The sequence below is a fragment of the Teredinibacter purpureus genome (assembly GCF_014217335.1).
Lineage (GTDB): Bacteria > Pseudomonadota > Gammaproteobacteria > Pseudomonadales > Cellvibrionaceae > Teredinibacter > Teredinibacter purpureus.
In genome coordinates this window covers 4,011,963-4,037,013 of the sequence record NZ_CP060092.1, presented here as the reverse complement: position 1 = coordinate 4,037,013, position 25,051 = coordinate 4,011,963, and the positions used below count along the sequence as shown (strand labels likewise).

Here is a 25,051-nt window from a genome sequence, read left to right as displayed (position 1 = left end):
GGTTTTTTTGGAATATTTTGATTCTAAACTTTCTCTAAAGACCGTGAAATAAGTCGTTTCAAGTAAGGAGAACGGTAGCTCAAATGAAATGTTCAGTCTATATAGCAACCAGTGCAGATGGGTATATTGCGACGCCCGAAGGTGGTGTTGATTGGCTTCACACCGCGGGCAATGTGGAGGCTGATATGGGAGGTAATGATATGGGCTTTAGCGCCTTCATGGATTCTGTAGATTGTATGATTATGGGCCGTAAATGCATGGAAACAATCGCCAGTATGAATTTAACTCCTGAGCAATGGCCCTATGGCGATATTCCCATTGTTGTATTGAGTAACACAGTGGAAGAACCGCCCGAAAACCTGCGCGGAAAAGTTGAGATGTATTCAGGAAGTATTCACGACTTGCTCGTAATGTTAGAAGGTAATGGTTGCAAGCGAGCTTACATTGATGGTGGCACAACGATTACGTCGTTCATTAACTTACACCTCATTGATAAAATAATTATTACAAAAGCGCCTATTCTATTAGGTGAAGGGATTCCGCTTTTCGGAAAAATAGAGACACCGGTAAAACTTTCACATTGTCATGCTATTACGTTCCCAAATGATTTTAGTCAGGTGGAATATAGTATCGCTTACCCGCAGTAATATCGTTTACCACGCTAATAATGTTGTCACTAATTTAAGGTGAAAGGCCATGAATGTTTTAGTTATCGGTGCAAGTGGGGTTACAGGGCAACTTGTTGTGGATCAGTTGCTTCGTAGAGGAGTTGAGGTGCGCGCAATAGTGCGATCGTTATCGGCATTACCCGATCAACCTAATTTAGATGTAGTTCAAGCCTCCGTACACGATTTAACGAGTGCTGAAATGGCCGTGTACACAAGTGATTGTAATGCTGTTGTGTTTTGTCTTGGCCATAATCTTACGTTCAAAGGTATGTTTGGTAAACCTCGTCTTTTGGTCACCGATACGCTGCGGTGTGTATGTGATGCGATTAAATCACAAGGCGCGAGCGATAAGGTTAAAGTACTCCTAATGAACACCACTGGAAATAGTAATCGAGATATTCCTGAAAAACCGCCGTTAACTCAACGCATGGTTATTTCACTATTAAGAGTTTTGTTGCCTCCGCATGTAGATAATGAAAAAGCAGCTGATTTTCTACGCACTAACATTGGACAAGAAAATAGTGCCATAGAATGGGTGGCGATTCGCCCAGATGCTTTAATCGATGATGAAAAAGTAACAGCGTATGATTTGCACGTATCGCCTATTCGAAATGCAATTTTTGATTCGGGTGCAACCAGTAGAATTAATGTCGCTAACGTTATGGTTGAGCTCATACTCGATGAAGACATATGGCTGCAATGGAAGGGTAAAATGCCAGTAATTTATAATCATGCGCAATAGAAATGAGTGTATTACGTAGGTATAAGGTTTTAATTACCCACTGTTTTATTTATTCTTATCGTGCCAATCACTCTATGAGGGGTTTTAGATGAATGTTATTAAAATATCGGCATTTTTGCTTTTGTTTTTATCCGCTCAACCGGCCATTTCTGAAACGTTATTGATAGAAGACGTAACGGTGATTTCTCCAGAGCGCGAAACTCCCTTGTTCAAGGCCTATGTTTTAATTAAAGACGGAATGATTGCCGAGGTTTCATCGAAAAAAATCGATATAAGAGCGCCTGTTGTCCGTCTTGATGGACGCGGGCGTTACCTTATTCCCGGGCTTATCGACTCTCATGTGCATCTCGCCAAAGTGCCGAGTATGACGGGTCGCCATAAAAAACAACACCCGGATTTAGTCGCGTCCTACCTGCAGCAGCAACCACGTAGCTATCTATACTTCGGCTATACAAGCTTAATTGATCTAAATGTTTTTTCGCCAAAGGTGCTAAGTGAGTTCACCCAGCAGCCGTTACATCCAGACGTATACACGTGTAGCAAGCACCTTGACATTGCCAATGGCCACGGTATGTTTGAGGAAGACCCAAAAACCCGCCTATATGACAATGCCAATTTTCTATACGATCATTATCAGCAACAAACGCTAAACGGTGATTTTGATCTGAAAAAACATACGCCAAAAGCAACCGTTAAGTATATTAAAGAAAGTGGTGGAATTTGCGTTAAAACGTATTACGAAAACGGATATGGTGGCAGTGAATTCGCTGATTATGATATTCCAACTCCGCAGATTATTCGTGACGTGGTTAGTGAGGCGCGTAAACTCAATATGCCAACACTATTGCACGCTAATTCCTGGGAGTCTCAGCGTTTTGCGCTGTTAACAGATGTTGATATTATCGCGCATGGCATGTTTCATTGGGGTGAATATCGACATGCTAGCGAAGTGCCGCCGGCTATCCATGTTACGTTAAAAGCCATTGCTGATCGTGGTATTGGCTATCAGCCGACCTTACATGTTCTAGATTCGCAACGCAGTATGTTTGACCCTGCGTATTTAAATAATCCGCTATTGGAGCGAGTATTACCGAAGCCGCTATTGGATTGGTACCAATCTGAAGACGGGCAATGGTTTCATAAGCGTATACGCCAATATTTTCCTCGGCATTTACATGCGCTGGATGATGAGGGTATGTACCAATTATTCAATAAATACTATCGCCACAATATACAGGTATTAAAAGCCTTGGCCGACTATGACGCAAATCTACTTTTTGCAACGGACACTATTATCGGTCAGTCTTATGCTAATGCACCTGGTTTAAGTGGGTATACCGATATGCAGGCGTGGTATAAGGCCGGCGTATCATTGAAAAAAATATTGGAGGCAGCCACCATTAATAACGCAAAGGCCTTTCATCTAGACAATAGTGTCGGCAGTATTGAAGTGGGTAAAAAGGCGAATTTACTCCTCTTAACTAAAGACCCATTAAAAACGGTAGAGGCATACAATAGTATTGAGCGCGTTCTAATTAATGGCAAAGCTGTTGCTCGTGAGGCCTTGGCCGCGAGTAATTAGTTCGTTGTAGGAATAGTGTCGAGCAATAGTGCCGAGTAATAGTGCCGAGTAATAGTGCCGAGCGGGTAAAATGGTGAGGTTGTAGATAGTAGAAAAGGGAGAATAGAACGTTCTCCCCGTTTATAGGCTAATTATTATTGGTTGGGTACGAATTATGTCGAGCACCTGAATTGTGGTTCTTGGAATAGCTTTTCGCTTCATCCCAGTCGCTCGTATATTTGATAACTTTGTCATGCTCTGGGCAAAACACTTTATATTTTGCTTGTGCAGCCCATACAGTTGTCGTTGCAGCCAATAGCGCTAATGATGCAATAATAATTATTTTCTTCATGTTACATGCGTCCAAATGGTAGGCGAACCTGTATGCTCAGTTATATTCTGGTCATTGTCAAATGTTGAACAGGTGTAATACAGTTTTCTCGGTTACCCCCTGCGCGTAATGTTCTAAAAACAGCGATATTACTACTTGTCAATATTGCGCCCCCTATACATTTCGATCCTACCAGATAATGTCGATACTTGATGTAGCGGATACCGAACGACTATGGATGCGACATTGTATTGCCCCCATTCTAATATCGACTGATGCTTCCCTTTAATATGCTGTGAGGAACAGTGATCAATTACGGCTGAATATCATGATAATTTATTGGGTTGGCGCGTAGGTGGGCGTTAAATTTCCCTATGCGATGGTTAGCGGGTGAACACCAAACGCCATAAAGTGCCTTAGCGTGACCGGTCAATAGAATAGCGCTGTAGGCACTACTTTTAATGTAAAAGTACGCCTATTCACGCCATTTTAAACGGTTAGTGTTTGGGGCTCGTTGTAAGGCCATTACATAGTTGCATGTCAAACTACAGTAGTGTAGTTTTTGAGCGCTTAATTAAAGGTTACAGAGCGACTATAGATTGGGTGGAAATAAAATAGTTTTTTTTTATACCGTATTGTAAAGATAGTCAGCGTTATTGCGTTCTAAATGATTCAGGTGTTTTTTTTATTCGGCTGGGTTGCCTGTATTGGCCATGGCCTTTGGGGAAAGTTTATAGGGCAATACGTGATTTACACCGTTCACTATTTTGACAATAACAGGGCTCTGGTTATGAGGGATTTTTATAGATGTGTAACGGAAGAGGAATTATTTGTTATTAACTAAAATAGGAACGCATTGTAATGTCGAGTTTAATACACGAAGTTGTTGTTGGGTTTTTCGAGAAAAGACAGGGTGAAAGTGGTGAAAGTATCGAGCCGATGTTTAATGTGTATTCGAATGAACGTTCCATTATACAGTTTACCTTTAGTGATGACGCCAATATTTTTACGTGGAAACACGAAGCCTCAGCAACAAGTACTTGCTTGGAGGACGGTCATGAGGATGGACACCTTCACTGGAATGCTGCTGCAGGCATGTTCTACAGAGATGGGGTTTTTAGTTGGGAGGAATATGGGCCTACGCATAGTGAAGCAGAAGCCAAAGATTTAGCGACTGTAGGAAATGGTGGTGTGCGTAAGGCCGTGACGCACGGCCATGGCGGAGATTTTGGTGATTACGGGTATTTTTTTGATCATAGCGGTATTCTTCTTAAAATAATATCGGTAAAAAAGTAAAGTTAAATATAAACCGAGTTAAGTAAAAGTTGCATATGGATAAACGTTATCTTCGGTATATGGCTTGCAAACAACAAATGGATTGTCGTGATCAGGTCGTTACAGTTTTATCGTAAAGATACGAAGCAATGGGTTGCTTTTAGGTGCTCTGCCGTTCTTCGTTTTCAGTGGGGGTATGTTCAAACAATACACTTATCGATGAGGGGTTCCGTGAAATGAAAATCAATATGTTTAATCGGGAAGAAAAAGGAAAAGAAAACTGGGAAAAATATGCGGATAAAGCTATTGAAGGTGTAGAGAGAATTCACACTATTGGTGGTTTTTCGCTGTTAGTGTTTGTAACGGGCGTTTCAATAATTGGAGTATCTTTGTTGGCAAATTTAGCGGCCCTAAAGGGAGTGGGGCTTGCGATTACTGTAGTTAGTGGCGCCTTAGTGTCGATAAGTGGTATAGCGCTTCATTTTTTTGAGGTAAGAGATAAACAAGCCATCTATAAAATATCGTTGGAAATGTTTCATTCCATGACAAATTCTCTTTGGGGTGTTTACATCGAAAGCCTAAAGAAAAAAGATACGATAGATTCGGCCCAAGTAAAAGCATCCATTAAAGATATAAATAACTTCCTCAATATACGCACTACTGATAATGACGTGCCTCATTCGTAATGGCATTGTAGGTGCCAAATTATGAATTCGATACTACAATAATGTGGGTGTGTATCTTCGGGTGGCGTTGAGGGAACAAAGGTTGCGTATTATTTTAGCGAAAGGGTTTTTCATTTTGGCAGGATGAATACGCAACTATTGAGAAAACATCATGGGAAAAAAGAGTGTTTTGGTCAGTCGGTGTGTTTTATTTTGTGTCTTTATGTTGTTTATTGTGCCCGTTAGTAAGGCCTTCGACAAAAGCTCAGATCTAGAAAACCTGATGGATTTGTCCCTTAAGGAATTGATGTCAATCACCGTAGAGGTTGCGTCTAGGCATCAGGAGTTGGCAAGGCTCGCGCCCTCATCGGTTACTATTTTTCAGCGGCAACAAATATTGGAAATGGGTGTTCGCAGCGTTGAAGAGTTATTGAACTTTGTACCAGGATTTCAGAGCTCGCGCGTAACCTTCCTTAATCAAGGGTATCGAGTGGCAGCCCGTGGTCTTGTTACTGGACAGCCGTCTTACTCCATTCTTTTTTTGATGGACGGTCAGCGTATGAATTCTGATATGTCTGGCGGGGCCATGTTTGATAATCGGTTCATCACAACGGCTAATATCGACCGCGTGGAAGTTATTAGGGGCCCTGGTTCTGCCATGTATGGTTCCAGCGCTTTCTCTGGTGTGGTTAATATTATCACGACAAAAGATAGTAATGACCTGTTTGTGGCAGTGGGAGATTATGGCGCTAGAGAATTTTATACCAATGGTTCTATTCATGCTGATGACTGGAAAGCCTCTGGTTTTGCCCGGTTTTACAACGATACGGGTCACCATTATGGCGCGGACTTAACCACTCAGATCAACCCATTCACGACGTCGACCCAAGACCCGAATAAAGCCCTAGACGGAAAAGCGACCCTTACGTGGAAGGACCGTCTTCACTTAGATATTCGGCATAGTCGTCGAGAGTTGGACGATTTTTTTAACTTCAATTTTGTAGAAAATGGCACCACGCATGCAGAAACAGAGCAAAATTCCTTCGCATTTTGGGGTGATGTCATACAATCCTCTACATGGCAGCTCAGTGCCAATGTTAATTATTCCGAATGGAAGGAGGAGCAGATAGAGGTCTTTAATACAGAATTGGGGACATACCAGTATTATTCCTCGGAATGGGATTTTGAGCTACAAGCGCATCGCAACGTCAATAAACACACCCTTCAAGCCGGAATCGGTTACCGTCACTCGGATATTGATAAGTACCGTTTCGTCAGCTTCGATAGTGATACTGTATACCCTCAAGGCCCAACCAGTGACCGAGAAATATTGAGTTTATATGCGCAGGATCAAACTGCTTTTTCGGAAAAATTACACGGCACACTGGGCGTGCGTATTGATAAAACAAGCGGTGTCGGTGCGGACTTTAATCCTCGAGCAGCACTTGTTTACGCGCCAGTGCCGGAACGGAGTTTTAAACTTATGTACGGGGAAGCCTTTCGTGCCCCCAATCGCCTGCAAACGGATGATTTATATTTAGGTAATCCTGATATGAAATCCGAAAAGATTCGTACGTTAGAGCTTGCATGGCTGCAGAATTGGGCAGAATGGTTGAATCAAAAAATTGAAATTCAAAGCGTTGTAACACTGTTTTCCAGTAAACATAAAAATCGCATTAGTCTAGTACCTGGTGGAGGCCCATTTGGATTGTCGATTGTTAACGATGAGGATACTCTTACGTCTTCAGGGTTGGAACTTGAAATGTCGGCAGTGCTAGGCTATTACACTCGCATGAGCATGGCTTATACGCATTTGCCTAAAACAGATAAACAACCACAATTATTTTCGACTAACACCTTTTCGTTTTCTACTAGTTATAACCGAGCTGAATGGGGTGCGAATGTCAATGCACAGTTTCACAGTGATACAGAGCAAACTATTGGTACAAGAGAAAACCCATCATTTCGACAATTAGCGCAATATTGGTTACTAAACGCATCGATCTATAAGAATTTATTTAGCGATACCAAGCTTATAGCGCGTGTTTATAACCTTACCGATGCTACATATTATTCTCCCAGTATGAACCGAAAAATGGTGTCGGGTGTCGAAAATAGAGGCCGTATGCTTAGTTTGGGAATAGAGTTTATATTTTGATGTAGTTTCTGCACTATAACCATTTTTTCAATTGAAGCCTCAGGCTAAGACAGCGTGGCGAGCATTTTCCTTCCTTCAAACAGATAAGTTATCGTCACTTTTTAATGTCGCATGAATAAAGCGACAGCGACAGGCGTGTGTTCCCCCAAATTGCCTTAATCTTCCTCCATCGAAATGCAGGCCAGTATTAACGGTATTAAAGCGGCAATGGTCTTTCCGCTGTATTAACAATTATTGCCGCTCTTGTATCTGCGTGTGTTTATAAACGACAAAAATACGCTACAAGCCCTAATATTCGGTCTCATTCAAACTTGGCATAGCCATTGCAAATTTCCTGTTAAGTTCATTCACTGCGATTTAAACGTTCTATTCCACGCAGTAGAAACGAATACACGTTAGTGACTCATGTTACAGGAGAATTGTTATGCCCTTAGTCATTAATACCAATGTTGGTGCTTTGAATGCCCAGCGGCAATTAGTTAACTCTGGTAATGATATGAGTCAGGCCATGGAGCGTTTAGCTTCGGGTAGACGCATTAATACCGCACGCGACGATGCGGCGGGCTTGGCCATTTCCAATAGAATGACCTCTCAGATAAGGGGGTTAGGCCAAGCCATTCGAAACGCGAACGATGGTGTTTCACTTATTCAAACCGCCGAAGGCGCGTTAGACGAGGTGACCAATATTTTGCAGCGTATTCGTGAACTTGCTATTCAGTCGGCTAACGGAATTTACGCCGATACGGATAGAGGCACGTTAGATGCGGAGGTTCAGCAGCTAAAAGAAGAAGTGGATCGTATTGCCAAATCGACCTCGTTTAACGGGCAACCGTTATTGGATGGTAGTTTGGGCGATGTATCGCTGCAAGTGGGTGCTGAGGCTTACCAGATTATCGATCTTTCTATTCCTGGTTTTAGTACGTCTTCGCTGGGTGGAAGCTCCGGCGATATTGTGGGCGAAGAGACTGCCGCTGGGCTTACGACCCTTGCATTATTTGATGCAGGTGCCGCTGCCGATACTTTATTTGTGAATGATACGGCTATTAGCGATCTTTCGGCTGGTACTACCCTTAATGATAAAATAGCCATTATTAATGCCGACCTAGATGGGAAGGGTGCAGAAGCGTCCGCTTTAGTGAATGTAGAGGCAACGGCCGCGGGTAACGGTATTTTAACGGCCGGTGTCTCGTCTATTACCTTGGCCGTAACGGATGGTGATGGGTTAGCACAGAGCTATGTTTTGTCAGGCACTGCGAGCTTGGGAGAGCTCGTCACAAAAATTAATGCCGAAACCACTCTCGATGCAAAAATAGATGACTCGGGCAAGTTAATTCTAAATGCAGATGGTGGCACGAGCATAACCGTGACGGATGCCACCGGTGCGTCGGGTTTAGCAACGGGCGTAACCACAAATTTCTCATTAGTGTTTACTGACACCACTACCGATAAAAATGGCGTTAAGGTGGAAACGGGTGCGCAGAACGACGCGGATATCCAAGCGTTGGGTATTGACGTACACGATGACGATAGCAACCTACTGGGTTCTACTGTTGCCGGCGTTGCTGCGACTATTCAAAAAGGCGATTTGATGATTAACGGCGTTGATGTTGGCGCCTTTACGGGTGTCAATACTGCCGCGACGGATACGGCATCGGCCATCGAGGCGATTAACTTGGTGTCTGAAGAGTCTGGTGTGGTGGCCTTTACGGTAACGGGGTCAACCACTCGCATTGGTTTGCGTTCTACGGTGGGCGGCAATGTGTCCATTGAGTATGGGGAGAATGCTAACGCCGGTAATATTGTCGCGATAACCGGGTTGCAGGAACGTAATGTAGCAGAGGGCAGCGGTTCTGTATCGGGTATTGCCATTGATACTGCGGAAGGGTCTCAAAAAGCAATTTCGGTTGTTGATATTGCGCTTGAGCAAATTAATTCGGTGCGGTCTGAACTCGGTGCGGTGAATAACCGCTTGGATTTTACTATGAGTAATTTAGCAAATGTGTCTGAAAAAACCTCGGCTGCGCGGTCACGTATTGTCGACGCCGATTTTGCGTCCGAAACGTCTGAGCTAAGTCGCGCGCAAGTTTTACAGCAAGCGTCCCAAGCAATGTTGGCGCAGGCCAATGCACAGCCCCAGCAGGTTTTACAGCTACTCCAAGGGTAATCTCTTAACGACAGAAAACCTAAACGGTTATCGCTAGCGGGGTAGCCGTTTTTTGCAACGCGTACGGATTAAAACGGTACGCGTGTGTCGTTGGGTGTTGAAAGGTAGGTGTTGAAAGGCGGGCGTTGCGCCAAGGGTAGTCGAGCAAGCGAATAGAGTATGTGCTAACGCATGTGGCTCATTTTTTCGAGTATGGGGTCGCGAGTGTCGTCGAGTCTAAAGGGTTCTGTTTTCATGCGAAGGTAAACGTTGTCGATAAACGCGTTGAAGATCCCTGCACCGAGTTGTGTACGTTGTTGAAATAACACCTTATCGCGGGTATACAAGCAGTTTTCAACGATAACACCCAACAAACAGTTAATAGACCCTCGTAGCAAATAGTGTGTGAGCGGGTCATTGTGGGCGGCAATTAATCCATATATACGTTGGCACTCATTCTGTAGTGCTCGGTTGTCGGAAAGCGTATGGCTCATAGTGAGGGTTTTTTCGATGCTCATAAAATACGAAAGCAATGGTTCGTGAGTGTTATTACCGGTGTTTGTTGCTTCCGGTAAGTGCGTGCCAGTGGCCCGGTAAAAGTGCGCGGTTTTAATGGCGTTGATTTCCGTTGGTTTATCGCAGCACGGCGCGGGAGGAATACTGTCTATCGCAGCGCTGAGGGTGTACTGAATTTTTGCGCCGTTGTTGGTGTTAGTGCAACTAAAATCGGGAAATGCGCGGGTCGCCATAGCGAGTAGCCGTTCCATAGCGATTCTGGAATGATTCAGCACAGTATGGGTTTTGACTTTGCCACCAAAGTTGCCCGCTACCAGCGTATTGTTTTGCTGGGTGTAAGCGTATTTAAAATTACTTGTATCGGTAAGTGATTTTTCCATCTCGTAGTGAAAACTGTTAGCGCTATGGTGGCCTCCGGTTGTAGGCATACCCAAATCGACGCCCACTAAATGTACGTCTTTAAAACCCATAGAAATAGCAAACGCTAGGCCACAGTTTGTGACGGTGGGATTGCAAAAACCTAATGCATGTAACGTTTTTGGGGCGACATTATTATGAAGGTGGGCCGTTGCTGCATCGTTGGGTTTTATGGCGTAACACACCTCCTTAAAGGCCGCTATGGCGTTAGGCGCAACCGTATGCAAACACAATAGTGTGATGTTTTCGCGGTCTTCTGGGCGGGTACTGAGATGTAAAAAGTCGGTGATGGCATTGGTTCGCTCCATCTCTACATGAAAGTCGGGCTTGATACCCATTTTAAGCAGGGAGCCTAATGCCGAGCCGCAACTCATGATAATGGCGTTGTCGGTGTTTTCGCGAAGGTACGCGGTATGCGCATCGAGCGAGGGGCCGTTGCCTACTAATATTAACCGTGCAGTACGGTGCTGCGTTTGGCTGCTATCAAACACAGGGTGGGATGAACGCGCATTATGGTAGCCGTGTGCCAAGCCTATTTGTTCGTCGTCGTAATACCCAAGGCCACCAATGAACGCGCGAATTTCGTGTAGGTAGCGTTCAATAAATTGTTGTTCGGCGGCACGGGTGGTATGTGAATAGATAAATGAATAAATGTGTGCGTGCAAACCAATGCGTTGTAGGGAAAATTCGATGTCGGTTAACGCTTGTGTACTGTTTTTGCCTACGCAGAAATCGATTGAATGAAGCGGTTGAGAAAAATGCCGCACAATGGGTTCCCAGTCTAACGTATGTAACGAGGCATGAAAGGTATCTAAGCAGGCTTCGTGAATAAAAATATGCTGAATATCGAATGTGTCGAGCAATAGCGGTAATGAGTAACCAAGCCCAATGCCGCTTACAATAAGGTTAGGAATGTACGTTATAGGTGTTTCTAGCGCGGGTTTTTTAAGCGCGGCATAGGCATCGATAAGTGTATTCAGGTGCTGTAGGTGGATATGACGGTCGTTGTAGGCCTCTCCGGTACAGAGTTTAAAGCGTTGTACGTTTTGCTTTTTTTTAAAGTGGTTTACCTGCTTACGGCAGTAGTGTTGCGGTGGCTCGTTGTAAAGGTATTGTCGAGTGGCAGTGTCGGCCAAGTTCAGTTCGCCGTTGGGGTCTAGCTGAAGCACGACCCCGCTGGGGCGATGATGTTCGAGTCGTTTATATAGGGAGGGGAACGCGTGTTGTAAAAGTGTGATATTTTTTCTATAGCAAAGATTCATGTTGGCTTGAATCTTTTGGGCTTCGGCCTGCTGTATGAGTTGTTGGAGCGCTTGCGACATTACCGTCCTTTTTCTTACGGGTGTGGCCCGTTTTAATGTGACGCCTTTTTTCGCGTGGGGGGCGTAGCTTAGCGTCAAGGTTTCGACTATTGATACGTTAAAGATCAGTATAGGCAATAGAAATGCCAGTGTTCTATCACTGATAAAAAAGTACTGTGAGTCAAAAAAATGTCGAGGGCTTTCGGTATTCTGTTCGGCGTATTTTAGGTGTCAATTAATTATCGCAAACGGCCCGAATGTGCGTAGTTATAACGTTAGCCTCTGAAGGATGCTGGACTATCGAAAAAATAATATAGAGGTTGTGCCGTAAAAATGGCTCATTTTCTCTAAAAAACTTATGATTCTTCTCGAGCGGCAATGCTTAACCGCTTGAATTAACAGGTAAATCTATTGCCTTCCCCATTGCTGTAAACCACTTTCCACTCATACTAAAGTTTATTCGTGCGGCGCCGAAACGCTAAGTATGGAACGTCGAGACCTTTTTGAAACGACGATCTGAGTACTAATGGCCGGGCCTTTACAGCTGGCGTTTTGAAAACTAATGAATGGGAGGCTTATCATGCCTTTAGTAGTTAACAGTAATGTTCCCTCACTGAATGCCCAGCGCCAGCTGCTTCAGTCTGGAATGGAATTGGACAAAGCGAGCGAGCGTCTCGCCTCTGGTAAGCGGATCAATGGCGCGGCTGATGATGCTGCCGGTCTCGCAATTTCTAATCGTCAAACATCACAGATTCGAGGTTTAGATCAAGCCATTCGAAACTCAAATGACGGTATTTCATTGATCCAAACCGCTGAAGGAGCGTTGGACGAAACCACCAACATTTTACAGCGTATGCGGGAACTGGCTATTCAGTCGGCGAACGGCATTTACTCCAATACCGACCGTGCAACACTCGACGCGGAAGTACAACAGCTTAAATCAGAAATTGACCGAATTACCGATACAACAGCGTTTAACGGCCAGAACATACTGGACGGTTCTTTAGGTGATATTGCCTTGCAGGTAGGCTCGGAATCAAATCAAACGATCGAGTTCGGCATTCAAAGTTTTAGTACCAATAGTTTAGGTGGTGCTGGTGGCGATATTATTGGTGAAGCGACAGCTGCCGGTTTAACGTCTCTGGCAGCGTTTACTGCAGCGGATACGGATACTACTTTGTATGTGAACGACGTAACCATTAGCGCAATGGATACAACGGCCGGTGATACGCTAAATGAAAAACTGGCCACAATGAACGCCGATTTAGATGGCAAGGGTGCGGAAGCCTCTGCGTTAGTGTCTTATGAAGCGGGCGGTACAGGTGATGGCCGTATGGTAGCGGGTACTGACCACATTGTACTGACCGTTGTGGATGGTGATGGCCGTACGCAAGCGTTTCAATTAACGGGCACTAATAATCTTGGCGAACTCGTTGATAAAATTAATGCAGACACCAGCGTCTCGGCGTCTCTTAGTGAAAACGGCAAGCTAGTCCTGGCTCAGGAAGATGCCGTATCGGTCGCTGTTACAGCGGGTGCCGGTAGAGCCATTGCCGATGTCGCGGGTATTGATGCAACAGAAGCCACTAACTTCCGAATGGTCTTTACCGACACCAGTGTCGATAAAGCCGGCGTAAAAGTAGAAGGTGGTTTGGATGCAACGGCAGCCTCTACGGCAACATTGGTATTAGTCGAAGGCTTAGGCTTGGATGTACAGGATGATCAAGGCAATTTACAAGGCCATGGTATTTCCGCTGCAGCCTCCTTGAACGAAGGCGATTTAATTATCAACGGTGTTGAAATTGGTGCAATTACTGCTGGTTCCGATGTAGCCGCTCAAAATACAGAAGTGATTGAAGCGATTAATAAGTTCAGTAGCGAAACGGGTGTAGTGGCCTACGCAGGTGACGCAACAAACAGTATTGCGCTTAGCTCTACCAGTGGTGACTTGAGTATTGCTTACGGCGATAACGCAGCGGCCACTATATTTGCTAATACGGGCTTGCAAGAGCGTAATGACTCTGTAGGTGCAGGCTCTATAGCAGGGGTGAATGTATCCACCGAGGCGGGTGCGCAATCGGCTATCTCGGTTATTGATGAGGCGCTAGAGCAAATTAACAGCGCTCGATCGGATCTAGGTGCGATTAATAACCGTCTCGACTTTACCGTATCTAACTTGTCTAACGTATCGGAAAAAACATCGGCTGCACGATCGCGAATTGTCGATGCCGATTTCGCTTCCGAAACGGCACAGTTAAGTCGAGCACAAGTACTACAACAGGCATCACAAGCCATGTTGGCTCAGGCCAATGCGAGACCACAGCAGGTTCTCTCGCTACTGCAATAACCTAATAACCGAATGGTTAATTGGTAATGTTTACCCTAACGCCGGAATTATTTTTCCGGCCGCGGGTTAAAGAGAGGAATAACCCATGATTGAAGTTAGAAATATAGCGCCGGCCACTCCGTTAACGGCCGTGCCTGCTTCATCTAAGGGGGCTGCTGAAGCTCAGGAACAGAGCGGCAAACAATTGCCGAAAATTGACGAAAAATCACCTGTTGAAGAGGCTCCAAAAGAGCAACCTAAAACAGAAGTGAAATTGGATGTTGCCGTAGCATCAATTACCCAATACGTGCAATCTATCCAAAGGGACCTACAATTTTCAGTAGACGCAGATCTTGAGCAAACCGTAATTAAAGTGGTGGATGGTGACTCGGGAGAGTTAATCCGACAGATTCCAGAAGAAATATTTTTGGAATTGGCACGTAAGTTGAACGATGATGGAGAATTACGGTTAATGGATGCACTTGGCTAATAGCAAAGTGACGGCAGCCTGATGCCGAACTGGGTTCAACGGGGGCGCACAGTTTTTAACTGGGCGTCTTTCTGCGTTAACACGGTGTGGCAATGCAGCAGGTTTTTCCAGCCTTACTTCGGCGGTGTTATTAAAGGGCAACCTAAACCGCTGAAGAAGGTTGTTGGATGTAAGTGTGAGGGTTTACGTGAAGGTTTAACGGTAGTGTTTAATCGCGTGCCCCCCTGTTCCGTAACGCGTCAACGTAAAAGCTAAGAGGTGAGGACGAACATGATTGATAATAATATTATTCAGTCTCTCGGCGTAGGCTCTGGCATTGATACGCCTGGTCTAACCAAACAGCTCACCGAAATTGAACGGGCAGCACCGCAACAAAGAATAGATTCCGCGCGTGAAAAAGCAGAAACACAAATATCTGACTATGGCTTGCTCAGCAGTGCCATGGCCACCTTACAAGATGCCGCTACTGTACTGTCAGACCCAGAAGGAATGTACAGCAAAACGGCCTCGTATACCGACAGTAGCGCGTTAGTTCCCCTTGAACTCGACACCGATGTTCAGGCCGGTACGTATAATTTTGAAGTGACGGCCATTGCAAAATCTCAATCACTAACCTCCACTACGTTTACCAATACAACGGATGCCGTTGGTGAAGGTACCTTAACGTTTAGTTTTGGTAATGTTACGGCCGATGTCGACGGCGAAATGACCGCGTTCGTCCAAGATTTTGAAGAAGATTCGATCGACGTTGTTATTGATAGTACAAACAATTCACTCGAAGGTTTACGCGATGCAATTAATGCGAAAGACTTTGGTGTGCAAGCCACTATCGTTAATAGTGGCTCCGGTTATGTGTTACAAATTAACGCCGAATCTGGCGCTACCAACGAACTTGAAATTAAAGTAGTGGAAACCAGTGGCGCCTCTACGGATACCGACGACAGTGATCTTTCGCGGTTTGCCTTCAATATGGACGCCGTAGATGCGTCTCAACTTACGCAGAATCAAGGCGGCCAAGACGCAGCGCTGACCATCAATGGTCTCGATGTTACACGAGAAACCAATACCATAGACGATATTGTAGATGGTTTAAAATTCGATTTACTTAAAGAATCGCCCGGCGAAACCATTACGGTTACCGTATCGGAAGATAAAGCCTTCGCGGAACAAAATGTAAGAGATTTTGTAGAAGCGTTTAATTTATTCTTAGAGGCTATTGAACCTGCCGTGGGCACCTACGAGCAAGATAACGAGGAAGGTGATGCCGAGACTATTACCGGTTCTCTTGCAAACGATTCGTTGGCCAACTCCATTATTTCTCGTATTCGTTCGGTAATTAGTAGCGCTATACCGGGTTTGGCAGACTCTGGCTTTACGTCGCTGGGTGCAATTGGATTACGAACCGAACTCGATGGCACCATGAGCATCGACGAAGATGCTTTTTCGAAAGCGTTCGAAAAAGATTTTGAAAGTGTGCAAAATTTGTTTGCACCGCTTACGGCCACATCGGATAGCGATATCTATATCAATAGTTACAACGATAGCACCACGGCTGGTGAGTACGACGTTGTTATTACAACGCCTCCTGCGCGAGGTTATTATACTGGCGGCGCGCTAACGGCTGACTTTACAACACCGGGGTTTAGCCCTGGTGCCGATGTGTATACCTTTACCGTGGATGTCAACGGCACTGAGTCGGCCGCGTTAGCGATACCCGCAGCGGTTTATGCCACCGAATCTGATTTGGCTACGGCCATGCAAACCTTGATTAATGCTGATACGAACCTAGCTGACAATGGCGCAGCGGTCACCGTTACCTATAATTCGGGCACTAATAATTTTGATATTGCCTCTACGGCTTATGGTGCATCTTCCATCGTGTCCATTACCGATGCGAGCATGGAATCTGTTACCGAGTTAGGTTTAACGGTGGTGGATGGTACGCAAGGCCAAACGGTTGTGGGCACCATTAATGGCGAAACGGCGTTTGGTTCTGCTAATGTTTTACTGCCTGCGTTAGGGGAGCCAGGAGAAGGTTTGGCCTTGGTTGTGGGTGAGAATACAACCTCTGCGACGGTTAATTTTTCGCGTGGTTTCGGGGGCGAGTTGGGTGCAACCTTAGACGAATTTTTGTCGGGCAGTGGTTTAATTGCCTATCGCGAAGATAATCTAGAAACCAGTATTGACGGCTTAGACGAAGATCAAGAGGCGCTTGACCGCCGTATGACCGCTTTCGAAGAGCGCCTAATAAACCAGTTTATTGCGATGGAACGTATTATTAACAGTTTGAATAGTTCCGGCTCATTTCTCGAAAACCTTATTAATACCTTACCCTTTACTGCCAGCAGAGACTAACACCTGCCGGCGTGTAAAAGGGTGGAAAATAAACGCTAAAGCCGCATTAAGCACCGTTTTTTCTCACGCGAGCCCGAGTTGTGTGGCCACGGTATCTTCGCTTGTATCCCATTGCAGTGGTTGCGATTGCGCAAAGGTTAAAGCTTCCTCAATAAACTGATTGTACAGTGGAATAGAAAATTCCAGTGCGGTTCGGTAATCCTCCTCGTTCGACAAAAATAGTACACGGCGTGTCATCAAAGCGAAAATAAACTGCGTGCTGCCACGAATAAGTTGATAGCTAATGGGCGACGTGTCTTTAAGCCGTGTTACGGCAGCGTGAATGCGATGAAATTCAGCTAACAATGCTCGCGCATTCAGTTCGGAACAGGCTAATGGAAGTTTAAGGGTTTCTTTAAGCGAAATTAACGGCGCCAAATGAACATGCACAAGGTGATTAATCGATAATTGTTGTGGGGGGAATGCGGTGAAACGTTGCGAGAGTAGTCGCGTTACAATTGTAGATTTTTCGCCGTCCTCGAGAGAGGGGGGCGTGGGAAGATCTTGTGGATGTGTAGGCCGGGTGCCATCAATAAACGCTCCATCGTTGGGGTTGTACACCACAAATCGTCGGTCAGATTGTGTGTAGAGCGAGAGCAATAACGCCATATTAACGTTAGTGTCGTGCAAAATAGGGTGTGTCGCGAGGGTGCCGCCGAAGTTTGCGGGCACGGCGTAATGTGTTTTTTCGTCTTCGAAAGAGGTAAAACCCTGTTTCTGGGTTTTACGCTCAATATCCATGTGGATACTGAGTGCGGAGTGATGCGCTCTCCCGCTTTTCATACCCAAATCTACGCCAAAGAGTTGGATGTTCTCAAAGCCCATCGCCAACGCAAACGATAATCCGGCATTGGTCACCGTTGGGTTGCATATAGCCAGCGGTAAAAAGGCCTCTTCGTTGGTGTCTTGGTTTTGCAGCGCCGTTAACAATAGTTCGCCGGCATCGTTCGGCTTTACGGCTACATAGGTTTCATCAAATAAATTCACAACGCTCGGTGCAACCGTATTTAAGCACAACAGTGTAATGCCCTTGCGGTATTCGGTGGTGGTGCCGTTTTCAAGATAGCCTTTAATAATGGCGGTACGTTCGGTTTCAATATGAAAGTCGGGTTTAATTCCCACTTTGGCCAGAGAACTTATTGCCGTTCCGCACGAAAATAGTAAGGCGTTTTTACCGTGTTTTTTTAAATAGTCGATGTGCTGGTCGAGAGATGGCCCATTACCAATAATGTACGCGGGCGGTAATGCTGTCGCGGGCTTACGTTGATTGAATAAACGCACACCACTGTGTAAATGCGCGGCGGTATGGGCCAAGCCAATTTGTTCGTCATCGAAATAACCCGTACCAGAGGCAATAAGCGGGTATTCCCGCAGGTAGTGTTGAACAAAAGAGGCTTCCAGAGGGCTGTTAAAATGCTGAAAAATGGCGGTATATACCAGGTTATGTAAGCCAATTTCATCGCGCAAGGTACGAATATGGCGAATCACCTGCGTTTCGTCTACGCCAATAAAAAACCGTATAGAGCGGCCCTCTGTTGTAAAATGATTAAGTATTTTCTGCCAGTCAATACTGTGTAATGAGGCATAAAAAGAGTCGGGATTTGGGTCCACTATACACAGGTGACGAACATCTAAGCGGTGGGTAATATCTTCCAATGAATAGCCCAAACCGCAGCCGGTAATAATCATAAAGCCAATGGGCACGGCGCAATGAATGTGCGGGTTTTTATACTGGTTGTTGTGCTCTTCTATAAGCGTATTAATGAGCGTGGGGAATAAGTGTTGGTTATTGCGTACCGGTACTTTTTCGAACCCTATGCCTCGTATAAACGGCGATTTCAAAAAGGCATTCACTTGCGCTCGGCAATAGCGATCGGGTCGCTGTGAATAAAGTGATTTGTTATTGTTGTTAACTAAATCGAGATACCCCTTGGGGTTTACCTGTAAGTGGTATTGCGTAGGGGTATGTTGGTTGAACGTTTGGTACAGCGTGGGCACAACGTCTTTAAAGGCTGTCATATTATGACAAAAAATAACGCTAAGCTGCTGTTGTAGGCGTGTAACCTTGTCTGTTATCGGTGAATCACTAGTGGAGGGTTTAATTGGCGTAATCCTTGTGTAGGCCCACAGTAAAAAGGTGTTAGGTGTTAGGTGTTAGGTGTTACCGCTATTATGTTTGTGGAAAATAGTCGGTGCCGAGAATGTTGTATTTTCCAAGCCGTTCTTCGTTGAGTTCGAAGGTGGTTATATCCTGTTCTGGCGACCAGTGCGTGGCATAATCTCTGGAAAAATTTCGGGCTAAAAATCGTGCGTTATTGGTTCGTCCGTCCACTAAAATAAGCGTGCCGGGTAATAGGGTGGGTTCCATCAACAATAAATCTGCGGCCATTACAGTGCGTTCATCGCACTGAAAACTTAGGCCGTTGAGTGTTCCCTTAACATCTTTTGGATCTGGGCCGTCGAGGTATATAAAATCTGCCACTATGTTGGGTAGGTGGGTGTAGTAGTGGCACATTTGGCCGTTAAATGTGCCTATCTCAACACCACTGTGTTGCAAATGAATACGGGGGCTTAAATGCGTGGGGAGTTTTCGCTGGGTGGTGGCTATCCACTGCGCCGACGCGTCTACGGAAAACAGTTGGAACATAAAGCGGTTTCGAACGCTGGGCCTGTTGGGGAGTTTCTCCCATTCGCGCTCATTTTTTTCGAGGGCATCGGCAATTATAACGGTGGAATAGCCAATGCCAAACTCCAATACGGTAAAACATTTTCGTTGCCGTATTAATTTGTGCAGCCGTACGAGGTCGTCGGTTTCAGGTGGCAACGCAATAGCGAGTTCACCGGACACACTGTCAAACGCGTTTTCGGTATAGTCGAGATTGTCTTCGAAGTTTAATAGGGCGTTCAAACCGTTTTCCTGAAGGTACGCTTTATTGTGGTCAAGTTGTGTTTGTCTATTCATATTATCTCTAACAGTTTTGACAATTAAAGTGCCGCCGCGGCTATGGCAAGGTCGTGTTGCGTGTCGATATCCACAGAGCGCTCCGCAGGCATTAGATAGGGAGCGGTGCGTGGTTGCAGTAATGTGGGTTGTTGTTCAAATGCGTCTATTGCAACAATAAAAAGTGCACCATTGGGTTCGTAAACTGGGGGTAAATCTTGCCTACGCATAAACGGATATTGGTTATTGGCAATGCCCGTCAGAAAACCTTCATGGTTTAACCGAAAGGATTTCAACGGGTTGTGTTCCAGTGCCGTTACACTAATGGCGGCATCGGCGTAGTGCTGCTGAAGGGTAGCCATTGCAGTATCAATGTCGTACGCGGTGCGTAACGGAGAGGTTGGTTGCAGTAAGCACAGGTAATTGTAAGTTTTGCCACGCTGCCTGAATGCTTTAATCGCGTGGGTAATGGTGGGGTTCATAGGAGCGGTATCACATGCGAGCGTAGTGGGGCGCATCAGTGTGTCAACGGATTGGCTTTGGGCGTACTGCCGAATGGTGTCATCGTCCGTTGATACCACAATATCAGTGAGTACGGTTGCTGCTTTTGCAGCGTCAATTGTCCATTGAATAAGCGGCTTGCTGTTTAGCAGTGCAAGGTTTTTGTGGGGTATACCTTTGGAGCCACCACGGGCGGGAATAAGGGCGAGTACACGGGGTTTTTCTGTCATAGGTCGCGCCTATTACGAAGGTAGCCAATGGGTTTAGCGGCTTAATATTTTTATGTTAAAGCGCTAAAGGTTAAGGTTTTTAATATCAATTTGCGCGCGGCTAAAATCATCCATAGAGCCTATGTCTAGCCAGTAGTCGTGAATGGGGTACACGCTAATTTTTTTCTGTTGTGCAATATGATTTTGTAATAGCGTTGGCATATCGATACGTTGATTTAATTTTACGCTCGCTACAAGGTTTGAGTTAATGACGTAAATGCCAGCGTTTATCTGAAATTGGTATTTGGGTTTTTCAATCATGCCTATCATTTGGCTATTGTTATTTTCGATTACGCCATAGGGAATTTGATGTTCATATTCACGAACGCAAATGGTAGCGTCGGCACTGCTTTGAATGTGATTATCGAGCAATTGGCTGTAGTTAATATCCGTTAGCACATCGCCATTAATCATAATTAACGGAATATCTGGAAGGTTTTTGGGGAGTAGCCCCAAGGCGCCGGCAGTTCCAAGTGGTGTGTCTTCGTGTACGTAATGAATATTGACTCCCCACTTTTTACCGTCACCAAAGTGTTCTTGTATCATGTGGGGAATGTAGTGGGTGGAAATGTAAAATTCGCTAAAACCGGATTTGGAAAAATGGCAAATGGTACGTTCAAGAATAGGGCGGTTGCCTACTTTTAACAGCGGCTTTGGGCAATCGTTAGTGAGGGGGCGCAAGCGTGTACCACCACCACCAGCCATAATAAATACAGGGTTTTTATAATGCGTTTTTGCAAGCCCTTCGGTGAGGCTCTGCAAGCCGACAACGTGGCCGTCGTGTATCAGTGGAATGGTGAGCAGGTCTAGCCTGCTCATGGTATTCACTAATTCTGCTGTGGGTGTGCCGTGCGGTGCGGTGGTAGGGTGTTCGTTCATAACGGTAGAAATGGGGGCGTGTAGTGCAACGCCATCAATGAGGCCACGACGTATATCGCCGTCGGACACCACGCCTAATAACAGCCGGTTAGCATCGGTTACCAGTAATACACGTAACGAGGCTTTTTCTAATATCGCAAGAGAATCTCGAATGGTGACGTTGGGTAAAATGAGGCTATCGCGCCAATTATGCGTGGCTTCTGCAAGGTACCGTTGGCGAGGGCGCACGCCACTGCTCACGAGCCTAAGTTCGTTTTCGGTGGTTTGATTGTGTTGCGATAGCGGCATTTTTATCACCAATGGGTATAAGCTGTGGTTTAACGGAACCAACCGTTCTCGGACTCACCTTTTAAGGTCATCGCTTTTTGTAACAAGCTAGTGTTTATATCGACAGTCGCGAGAATTTCTGCAATTTTTCTTCCTGCCCCGCCCAAAAAATACGGATTTTTAGCGGTTTTACAGTGCGCCTTAAAGTTTGCATCACCTAAGCATTGTTCCACAGCCGCCTGTATAGCGTGCTCGTCGTAATCGACGTCGAGCACATTAGTGGAGCGTAAACGGCCCTTTTGGCGGGTGCCAATGTTCACGGTTGGGCAACAAAAAGCCGGCGTTTCTTTTATGCCTGAAGAGGAGTTGCCCACACACGCAATGGCGATACCCTCTTGTTTCGCGAGCGCGAGTAAACCGTGGTATAGATGGTGGCCGAGGGAGGCATGTACTTGTATGGGGAGCCTGTTGGCCGTGTCTTTTTTTAATTGTTCTAGCGCGGCGACGATAAGGTCACCGCCGGCATCATTATTGGGGTAAGTCACAATGACTTGAACGCCTTTTGTCGCCAATGCTTTTAGGGCTTTTATTGAGGGAATAATTTGCCATTTTGCACGTTGGTATTCGCTACTCACAGAGTGTTGCGTAAATACAACAATCGGTTGTGCTAGCGTAAGGGAGAGTTTTTTAACAATGTCTTGAGGGTTTGCATAGCGTTTTTCGGCAATTAGATCGATCGCGGGAAAACCGGCGGTATGCACTCGCCATGTTTCTTCGCCCATGGCGAGTAACCGATTGGCGGCTTGTTGATTGGTGGTGAAATGTAAGTGTGCGAGCTTACTCATGGCGTGGCGAACCGAATCGTCGAGCGCGCCGCCTTCGGTAAGATCGCCACCTTCAATATGGGCGGTAGGTATGTGCATTTGTGTAGCAGCAATAACCGCAGCAAAACCTTCAAAGCGATCGGCGTACACTACCACTATATCGGGGGCGAGCTGTGCAAGGGTTTTCGTCATGGCGATAATACCATTGCCAATGGCAACCGCCGTAGACGACGCCACAGTATTCCCCATATCAATAGTGACTTCGGCATCTATATGAAAACCATCAGCGCGTATTTCATCAAGCGTATGGCCAAATTGGGTATTTAAATGCGCGCCCGATACGATAAGTTGATAGTGCAGCTGAGGGTGCGCATCAATGGCTTTGAGTATAGGGAGCTGCAAACCATACTCAGCACGATTACCGGTAAAAACCGCTATTTTACGTTTATTCATATTGATAGAGCTTTGATAAACCTTTGATAGGCACCGTGTCATCTTCGACGAGTTGGTGAATGCCTCTTGTGAGCGAATACTGAGGCGACCAAGAAAATGTTCGTTTAAATTTTTGGGTGTTGATTCGCACCACTGAAGCGGGCGTCTCTATATCGGTTGCAATCACGTCTCTATCGGGTTGACCAAACGCGGCCAAAATCTCACGCGCTAAATCCCCAATTCTAACGGAATGGCCCGATGCAAGATTAAACAGACCTGTAGAGGAACTGTTGATCACAGCAATGAGCGCTTGTGTTAAATCTTCGACATAGAGAAAATCTCGTATGGGGCGTAAACGCTTAAGGTAGATGGGGTCACGTGGCGTGGCGTGTAGCTGATGGAGAATGGTAGACACGACATTGGTGGGCGCCATGCCAGTGCCAAAAATATTACTAAGGCGCACAACTGTTCCATGAGTATTTAATACCGTTCTTTCGTTTGTTGTTTTAATGGCGGTGTAACGGTCGGAGACATCGACGGGATACTCTTCAGTAAAAGGCCGCAACTTACTTTTTGTTGTTGCGCCAAACACAGAGCACGATGAGACGTACAACATCTCGGTTCCATAAAAATGCGCAAAAAACTCGACTAGTGCTGTGGCGTCGCGTGCATATTCGGCACCTAAGGTTTCTACTGTCGCGCGATCCGATTCCTCCGCAAGATGAATTAAGGCGTCGCCGCGTGGGCTATTACGGTAGTGGTCTACAACGGTAAAAGAAAGCTTGAATCGGCGGGCGTGGGGTTTATGACGGGTGACCGCAATAACACGGTAACCTTGTTGCGTGAGTGCGTAACATAGGTGTTGTCCGATAAAGCCACTAGCGCCTGTTACCACAATAGTTCTCATGCGTTATGCCTGTATGTCGTCGCGTTTAAGGTGGGTATCGTTCTCAATAGCTTGAGCGGCCACTTTGCCTATTAACGATTCGTAATCGACCGCAGGAATGTCACCGCAACCTGGTCGTTTAACCCAAATATTATCGTGGTTGAATGGCTCGCCTTTTTGAATAGCTTTAATGCTTACGACGGTAGAAAATGCAAAATCCATCGTGATTTTTTCCTCTGGCGTTGCGGTTTTGTGGCCGCCGAGTTGTACATGTAATGTCTTGCTATCGTGGATGAGTTCTCGGCAGGCGTGCTCGTCCATAGAGCAAATAATATCGGGGCCTTCGCGTTGCATATGATCAGTAAAATGCCGTTCCACAATAGACGCGCCAAGTGCAATGGCACCCATGCAGGCAATATTATTGGTTGTGTGGTCGGATAAACCAAAAACGGCATCGGGGAAGGCGTGAGCCATTTCGGTCATGGCACCCAGCCGCACTAAATGGGGAGGAGTAGGATATAGGTTGGTGGTGTGCAAAAGCGCATAAGGGATGTGGTATGCACGAAACAATGTGACGGCGTTGGCGATGGAGCCAATGTTATTCATACCCGTACTCAAAATTACGGGTTTTTCTTGCGCACAAACATGTTGGATTAGTGGTGTGTTATTGCATTCGCCCGAGCCTATTTTATAAGCACTTACGTTCATGTCCGCGAGACGGTTTGCCGCTGCGCGTGAAAAGGGTGTGCTGAAAAAAATCATGCCTTTATCTTCCACATACCGCTTTAGCGCACGCTCGTCGTCTTCGCTTAATGCGCACTCGCGCATAATATCGTAGATAGACGACGTTGCGTTCCCGGGAATAACCGATTTTGCCGCGCGGCTCATTTCGTCTTCAACAATATGGGTTTGGTGTTTTATAATTTCCACACCGGCGCGCGCGGCCGCATCTACCATTTTTTTGGCTGTTGTAAGGCAACCATTATGGTTAATGCCAATTTCGGCAATAACCAACGGTGGATGAGCAGGGCCTATTTTACGTCCATCAATAATGATTTCGTTCAT

Annotated in this window: 19 protein-coding genes; 10 read left to right on the top strand and 9 right to left on the bottom strand. The window is 45.7% G+C overall.

The annotated features are described in order from the left end of the window. Positions 1 to 83: 83 nt before the first annotated feature. From H5647_RS18010 to H5647_RS18000, 3 genes are all read left to right on the top strand, one after another. The gene (locus H5647_RS18010; protein ID WP_045860456.1) at positions 84 to 647 is read left to right on the top strand and encodes a dihydrofolate reductase family protein; all 564 of its coding nucleotides are present in this window, start codon (positions 84 to 86) and stop codon (positions 645 to 647) included. Positions 648 to 696: 49 nt separating this feature from the next. Next, positions 697 to 1,410, top strand: a complete 714-nt coding sequence (locus H5647_RS18005) for an NAD(P)-dependent oxidoreductase (protein ID WP_045860455.1) — start codon at positions 697 to 699, stop codon at positions 1,408 to 1,410. A gap of 88 nt (positions 1,411 to 1,498) precedes the next feature. Beyond that, positions 1,499 to 2,992, top strand: coding sequence for an amidohydrolase family protein (locus tag H5647_RS18000; RefSeq protein ID WP_045860454.1), 1,494 nt, complete (start codon positions 1,499 to 1,501; stop codon positions 2,990 to 2,992). Between the two features lie 127 nt (positions 2,993 to 3,119). On the opposite strand, the gene H5647_RS17995 is transcribed toward H5647_RS18000, so the two are convergent. Next, the gene (locus H5647_RS17995; RefSeq protein WP_045860453.1) at positions 3,120 to 3,323 is read right to left on the bottom strand and encodes a hypothetical protein; all 204 of its coding nucleotides are present in this window, start codon (positions 3,321 to 3,323) and stop codon (positions 3,120 to 3,122) included. Positions 3,324 to 4,163: 840 nt separating this feature from the next. Between H5647_RS17995 and H5647_RS17990 the strand changes: the two genes are divergently transcribed. The 4 genes from H5647_RS17990 (at position 4,164) to H5647_RS17975 (ending at position 9,564) form a co-directional block, all read left to right on the top strand. Beyond that, on the top strand, positions 4,164 to 4,598 hold the full coding sequence (locus H5647_RS17990) for a hypothetical protein (protein WP_045860452.1): 435 nt from the start codon (positions 4,164 to 4,166) through the stop codon (positions 4,596 to 4,598). 215 nt (positions 4,599 to 4,813) lie between these two features. Further along, the gene (locus H5647_RS17985; RefSeq protein ID WP_045860451.1) at positions 4,814 to 5,263 is read left to right on the top strand and encodes a hypothetical protein; all 450 of its coding nucleotides are present in this window, start codon (positions 4,814 to 4,816) and stop codon (positions 5,261 to 5,263) included. Positions 5,264 to 5,414: 151 nt separating this feature from the next. Continuing rightward, positions 5,415 to 7,400, top strand: coding sequence for a TonB-dependent receptor plug domain-containing protein (locus H5647_RS17980; RefSeq protein ID WP_082087106.1), 1,986 nt, complete (start codon positions 5,415 to 5,417; stop codon positions 7,398 to 7,400). A 424-nt stretch (positions 7,401 to 7,824) separates the two neighbouring features. Continuing rightward, positions 7,825 to 9,564, top strand: a complete 1,740-nt coding sequence (locus tag H5647_RS17975) for a flagellin N-terminal helical domain-containing protein (protein WP_045860449.1) — start codon at positions 7,825 to 7,827, stop codon at positions 9,562 to 9,564. 164 nt (positions 9,565 to 9,728) lie between these two features. Here the strand turns inward: H5647_RS17975 and H5647_RS17970 are convergent, their stop codons facing one another. Beyond that, a complete protein-coding gene (locus tag H5647_RS17970) occupies positions 9,729 to 11,798 on the bottom strand; it encodes a motility associated factor glycosyltransferase family protein (protein ID WP_045860448.1) in 2,070 nt (689 codons plus the stop codon). Positions 11,799 to 12,357: 559 nt separating this feature from the next. Between H5647_RS17970 and H5647_RS17965 the strand changes: the two genes are divergently transcribed. The 3 genes from H5647_RS17965 to fliD all read left to right on the top strand — a co-directional run bounded on the left by H5647_RS17965 (position 12,358) and on the right by fliD (position 16,948). Continuing rightward, positions 12,358 to 14,124 carry a flagellin N-terminal helical domain-containing protein gene (locus H5647_RS17965; protein ID WP_045860447.1) on the top strand — a complete coding sequence of 589 codons (1,767 nt, stop codon included), beginning with the start codon at positions 12,358 to 12,360 and terminating at the stop codon, positions 14,122 to 14,124. A gap of 85 nt (positions 14,125 to 14,209) precedes the next feature. After that, positions 14,210 to 14,593, top strand: coding sequence for a flagellar protein FlaG (locus H5647_RS17960; protein WP_045860446.1), 384 nt, complete (start codon positions 14,210 to 14,212; stop codon positions 14,591 to 14,593). A 270-nt stretch (positions 14,594 to 14,863) separates the two neighbouring features. Beyond that, on the top strand, positions 14,864 to 16,948 hold the full coding sequence (fliD, locus tag H5647_RS17955) for a flagellar filament capping protein FliD (RefSeq protein WP_045860445.1): 2,085 nt from the start codon (positions 14,864 to 14,866) through the stop codon (positions 16,946 to 16,948). Between the two features lie 63 nt (positions 16,949 to 17,011). Here fliD and H5647_RS17950 read toward each other — a convergent pair whose 3' ends face one another. From H5647_RS17950 to H5647_RS17920, 7 genes are all read right to left on the bottom strand, one after another. After that, entirely contained in the window at positions 17,012 to 19,006 is a 1,995-nt protein-coding gene (locus H5647_RS17950) for a motility associated factor glycosyltransferase family protein (protein WP_045860444.1), read from the bottom strand. Between the two features lie 151 nt (positions 19,007 to 19,157). Beyond that, positions 19,158 to 19,949, bottom strand: coding sequence for a hypothetical protein (locus tag H5647_RS17945; protein WP_045860443.1), 792 nt, complete (start codon positions 19,947 to 19,949; stop codon positions 19,158 to 19,160). A 23-nt stretch (positions 19,950 to 19,972) separates the two neighbouring features. Continuing rightward, positions 19,973 to 20,659: an acylneuraminate cytidylyltransferase family protein gene (locus tag H5647_RS17940; protein WP_045860442.1), complete on the bottom strand. Its 687-nt coding sequence runs from the start codon at positions 20,657 to 20,659 to the stop codon at positions 19,973 to 19,975. Between the two features lie 63 nt (positions 20,660 to 20,722). Next, positions 20,723 to 21,865 (bottom strand): nucleotidyltransferase family protein, encoded by a 1,143-nt coding sequence (locus H5647_RS17935; RefSeq protein WP_082087105.1) that lies wholly within the window; start codon positions 21,863 to 21,865, stop codon positions 20,723 to 20,725. 29 nt (positions 21,866 to 21,894) lie between these two features. Continuing rightward, entirely contained in the window at positions 21,895 to 23,121 is a 1,227-nt protein-coding gene (gene neuC, locus H5647_RS17930; RefSeq protein ID WP_200911603.1) for a UDP-N-acetylglucosamine 2-epimerase, read from the bottom strand. Then, positions 23,114 to 24,007, bottom strand: coding sequence for an NAD-dependent epimerase/dehydratase family protein (locus H5647_RS17925; protein ID WP_045860440.1), 894 nt, complete (start codon positions 24,005 to 24,007; stop codon positions 23,114 to 23,116). The genes neuC and H5647_RS17925 overlap by 8 nt, the downstream gene beginning before the upstream one ends. 3 nt (positions 24,008 to 24,010) lie before the next feature. Continuing rightward, positions 24,011 to 25,051, bottom strand: a complete 1,041-nt coding sequence (locus tag H5647_RS17920) for an N-acetylneuraminate synthase family protein (RefSeq protein WP_045860439.1) — start codon at positions 25,049 to 25,051, stop codon at positions 24,011 to 24,013.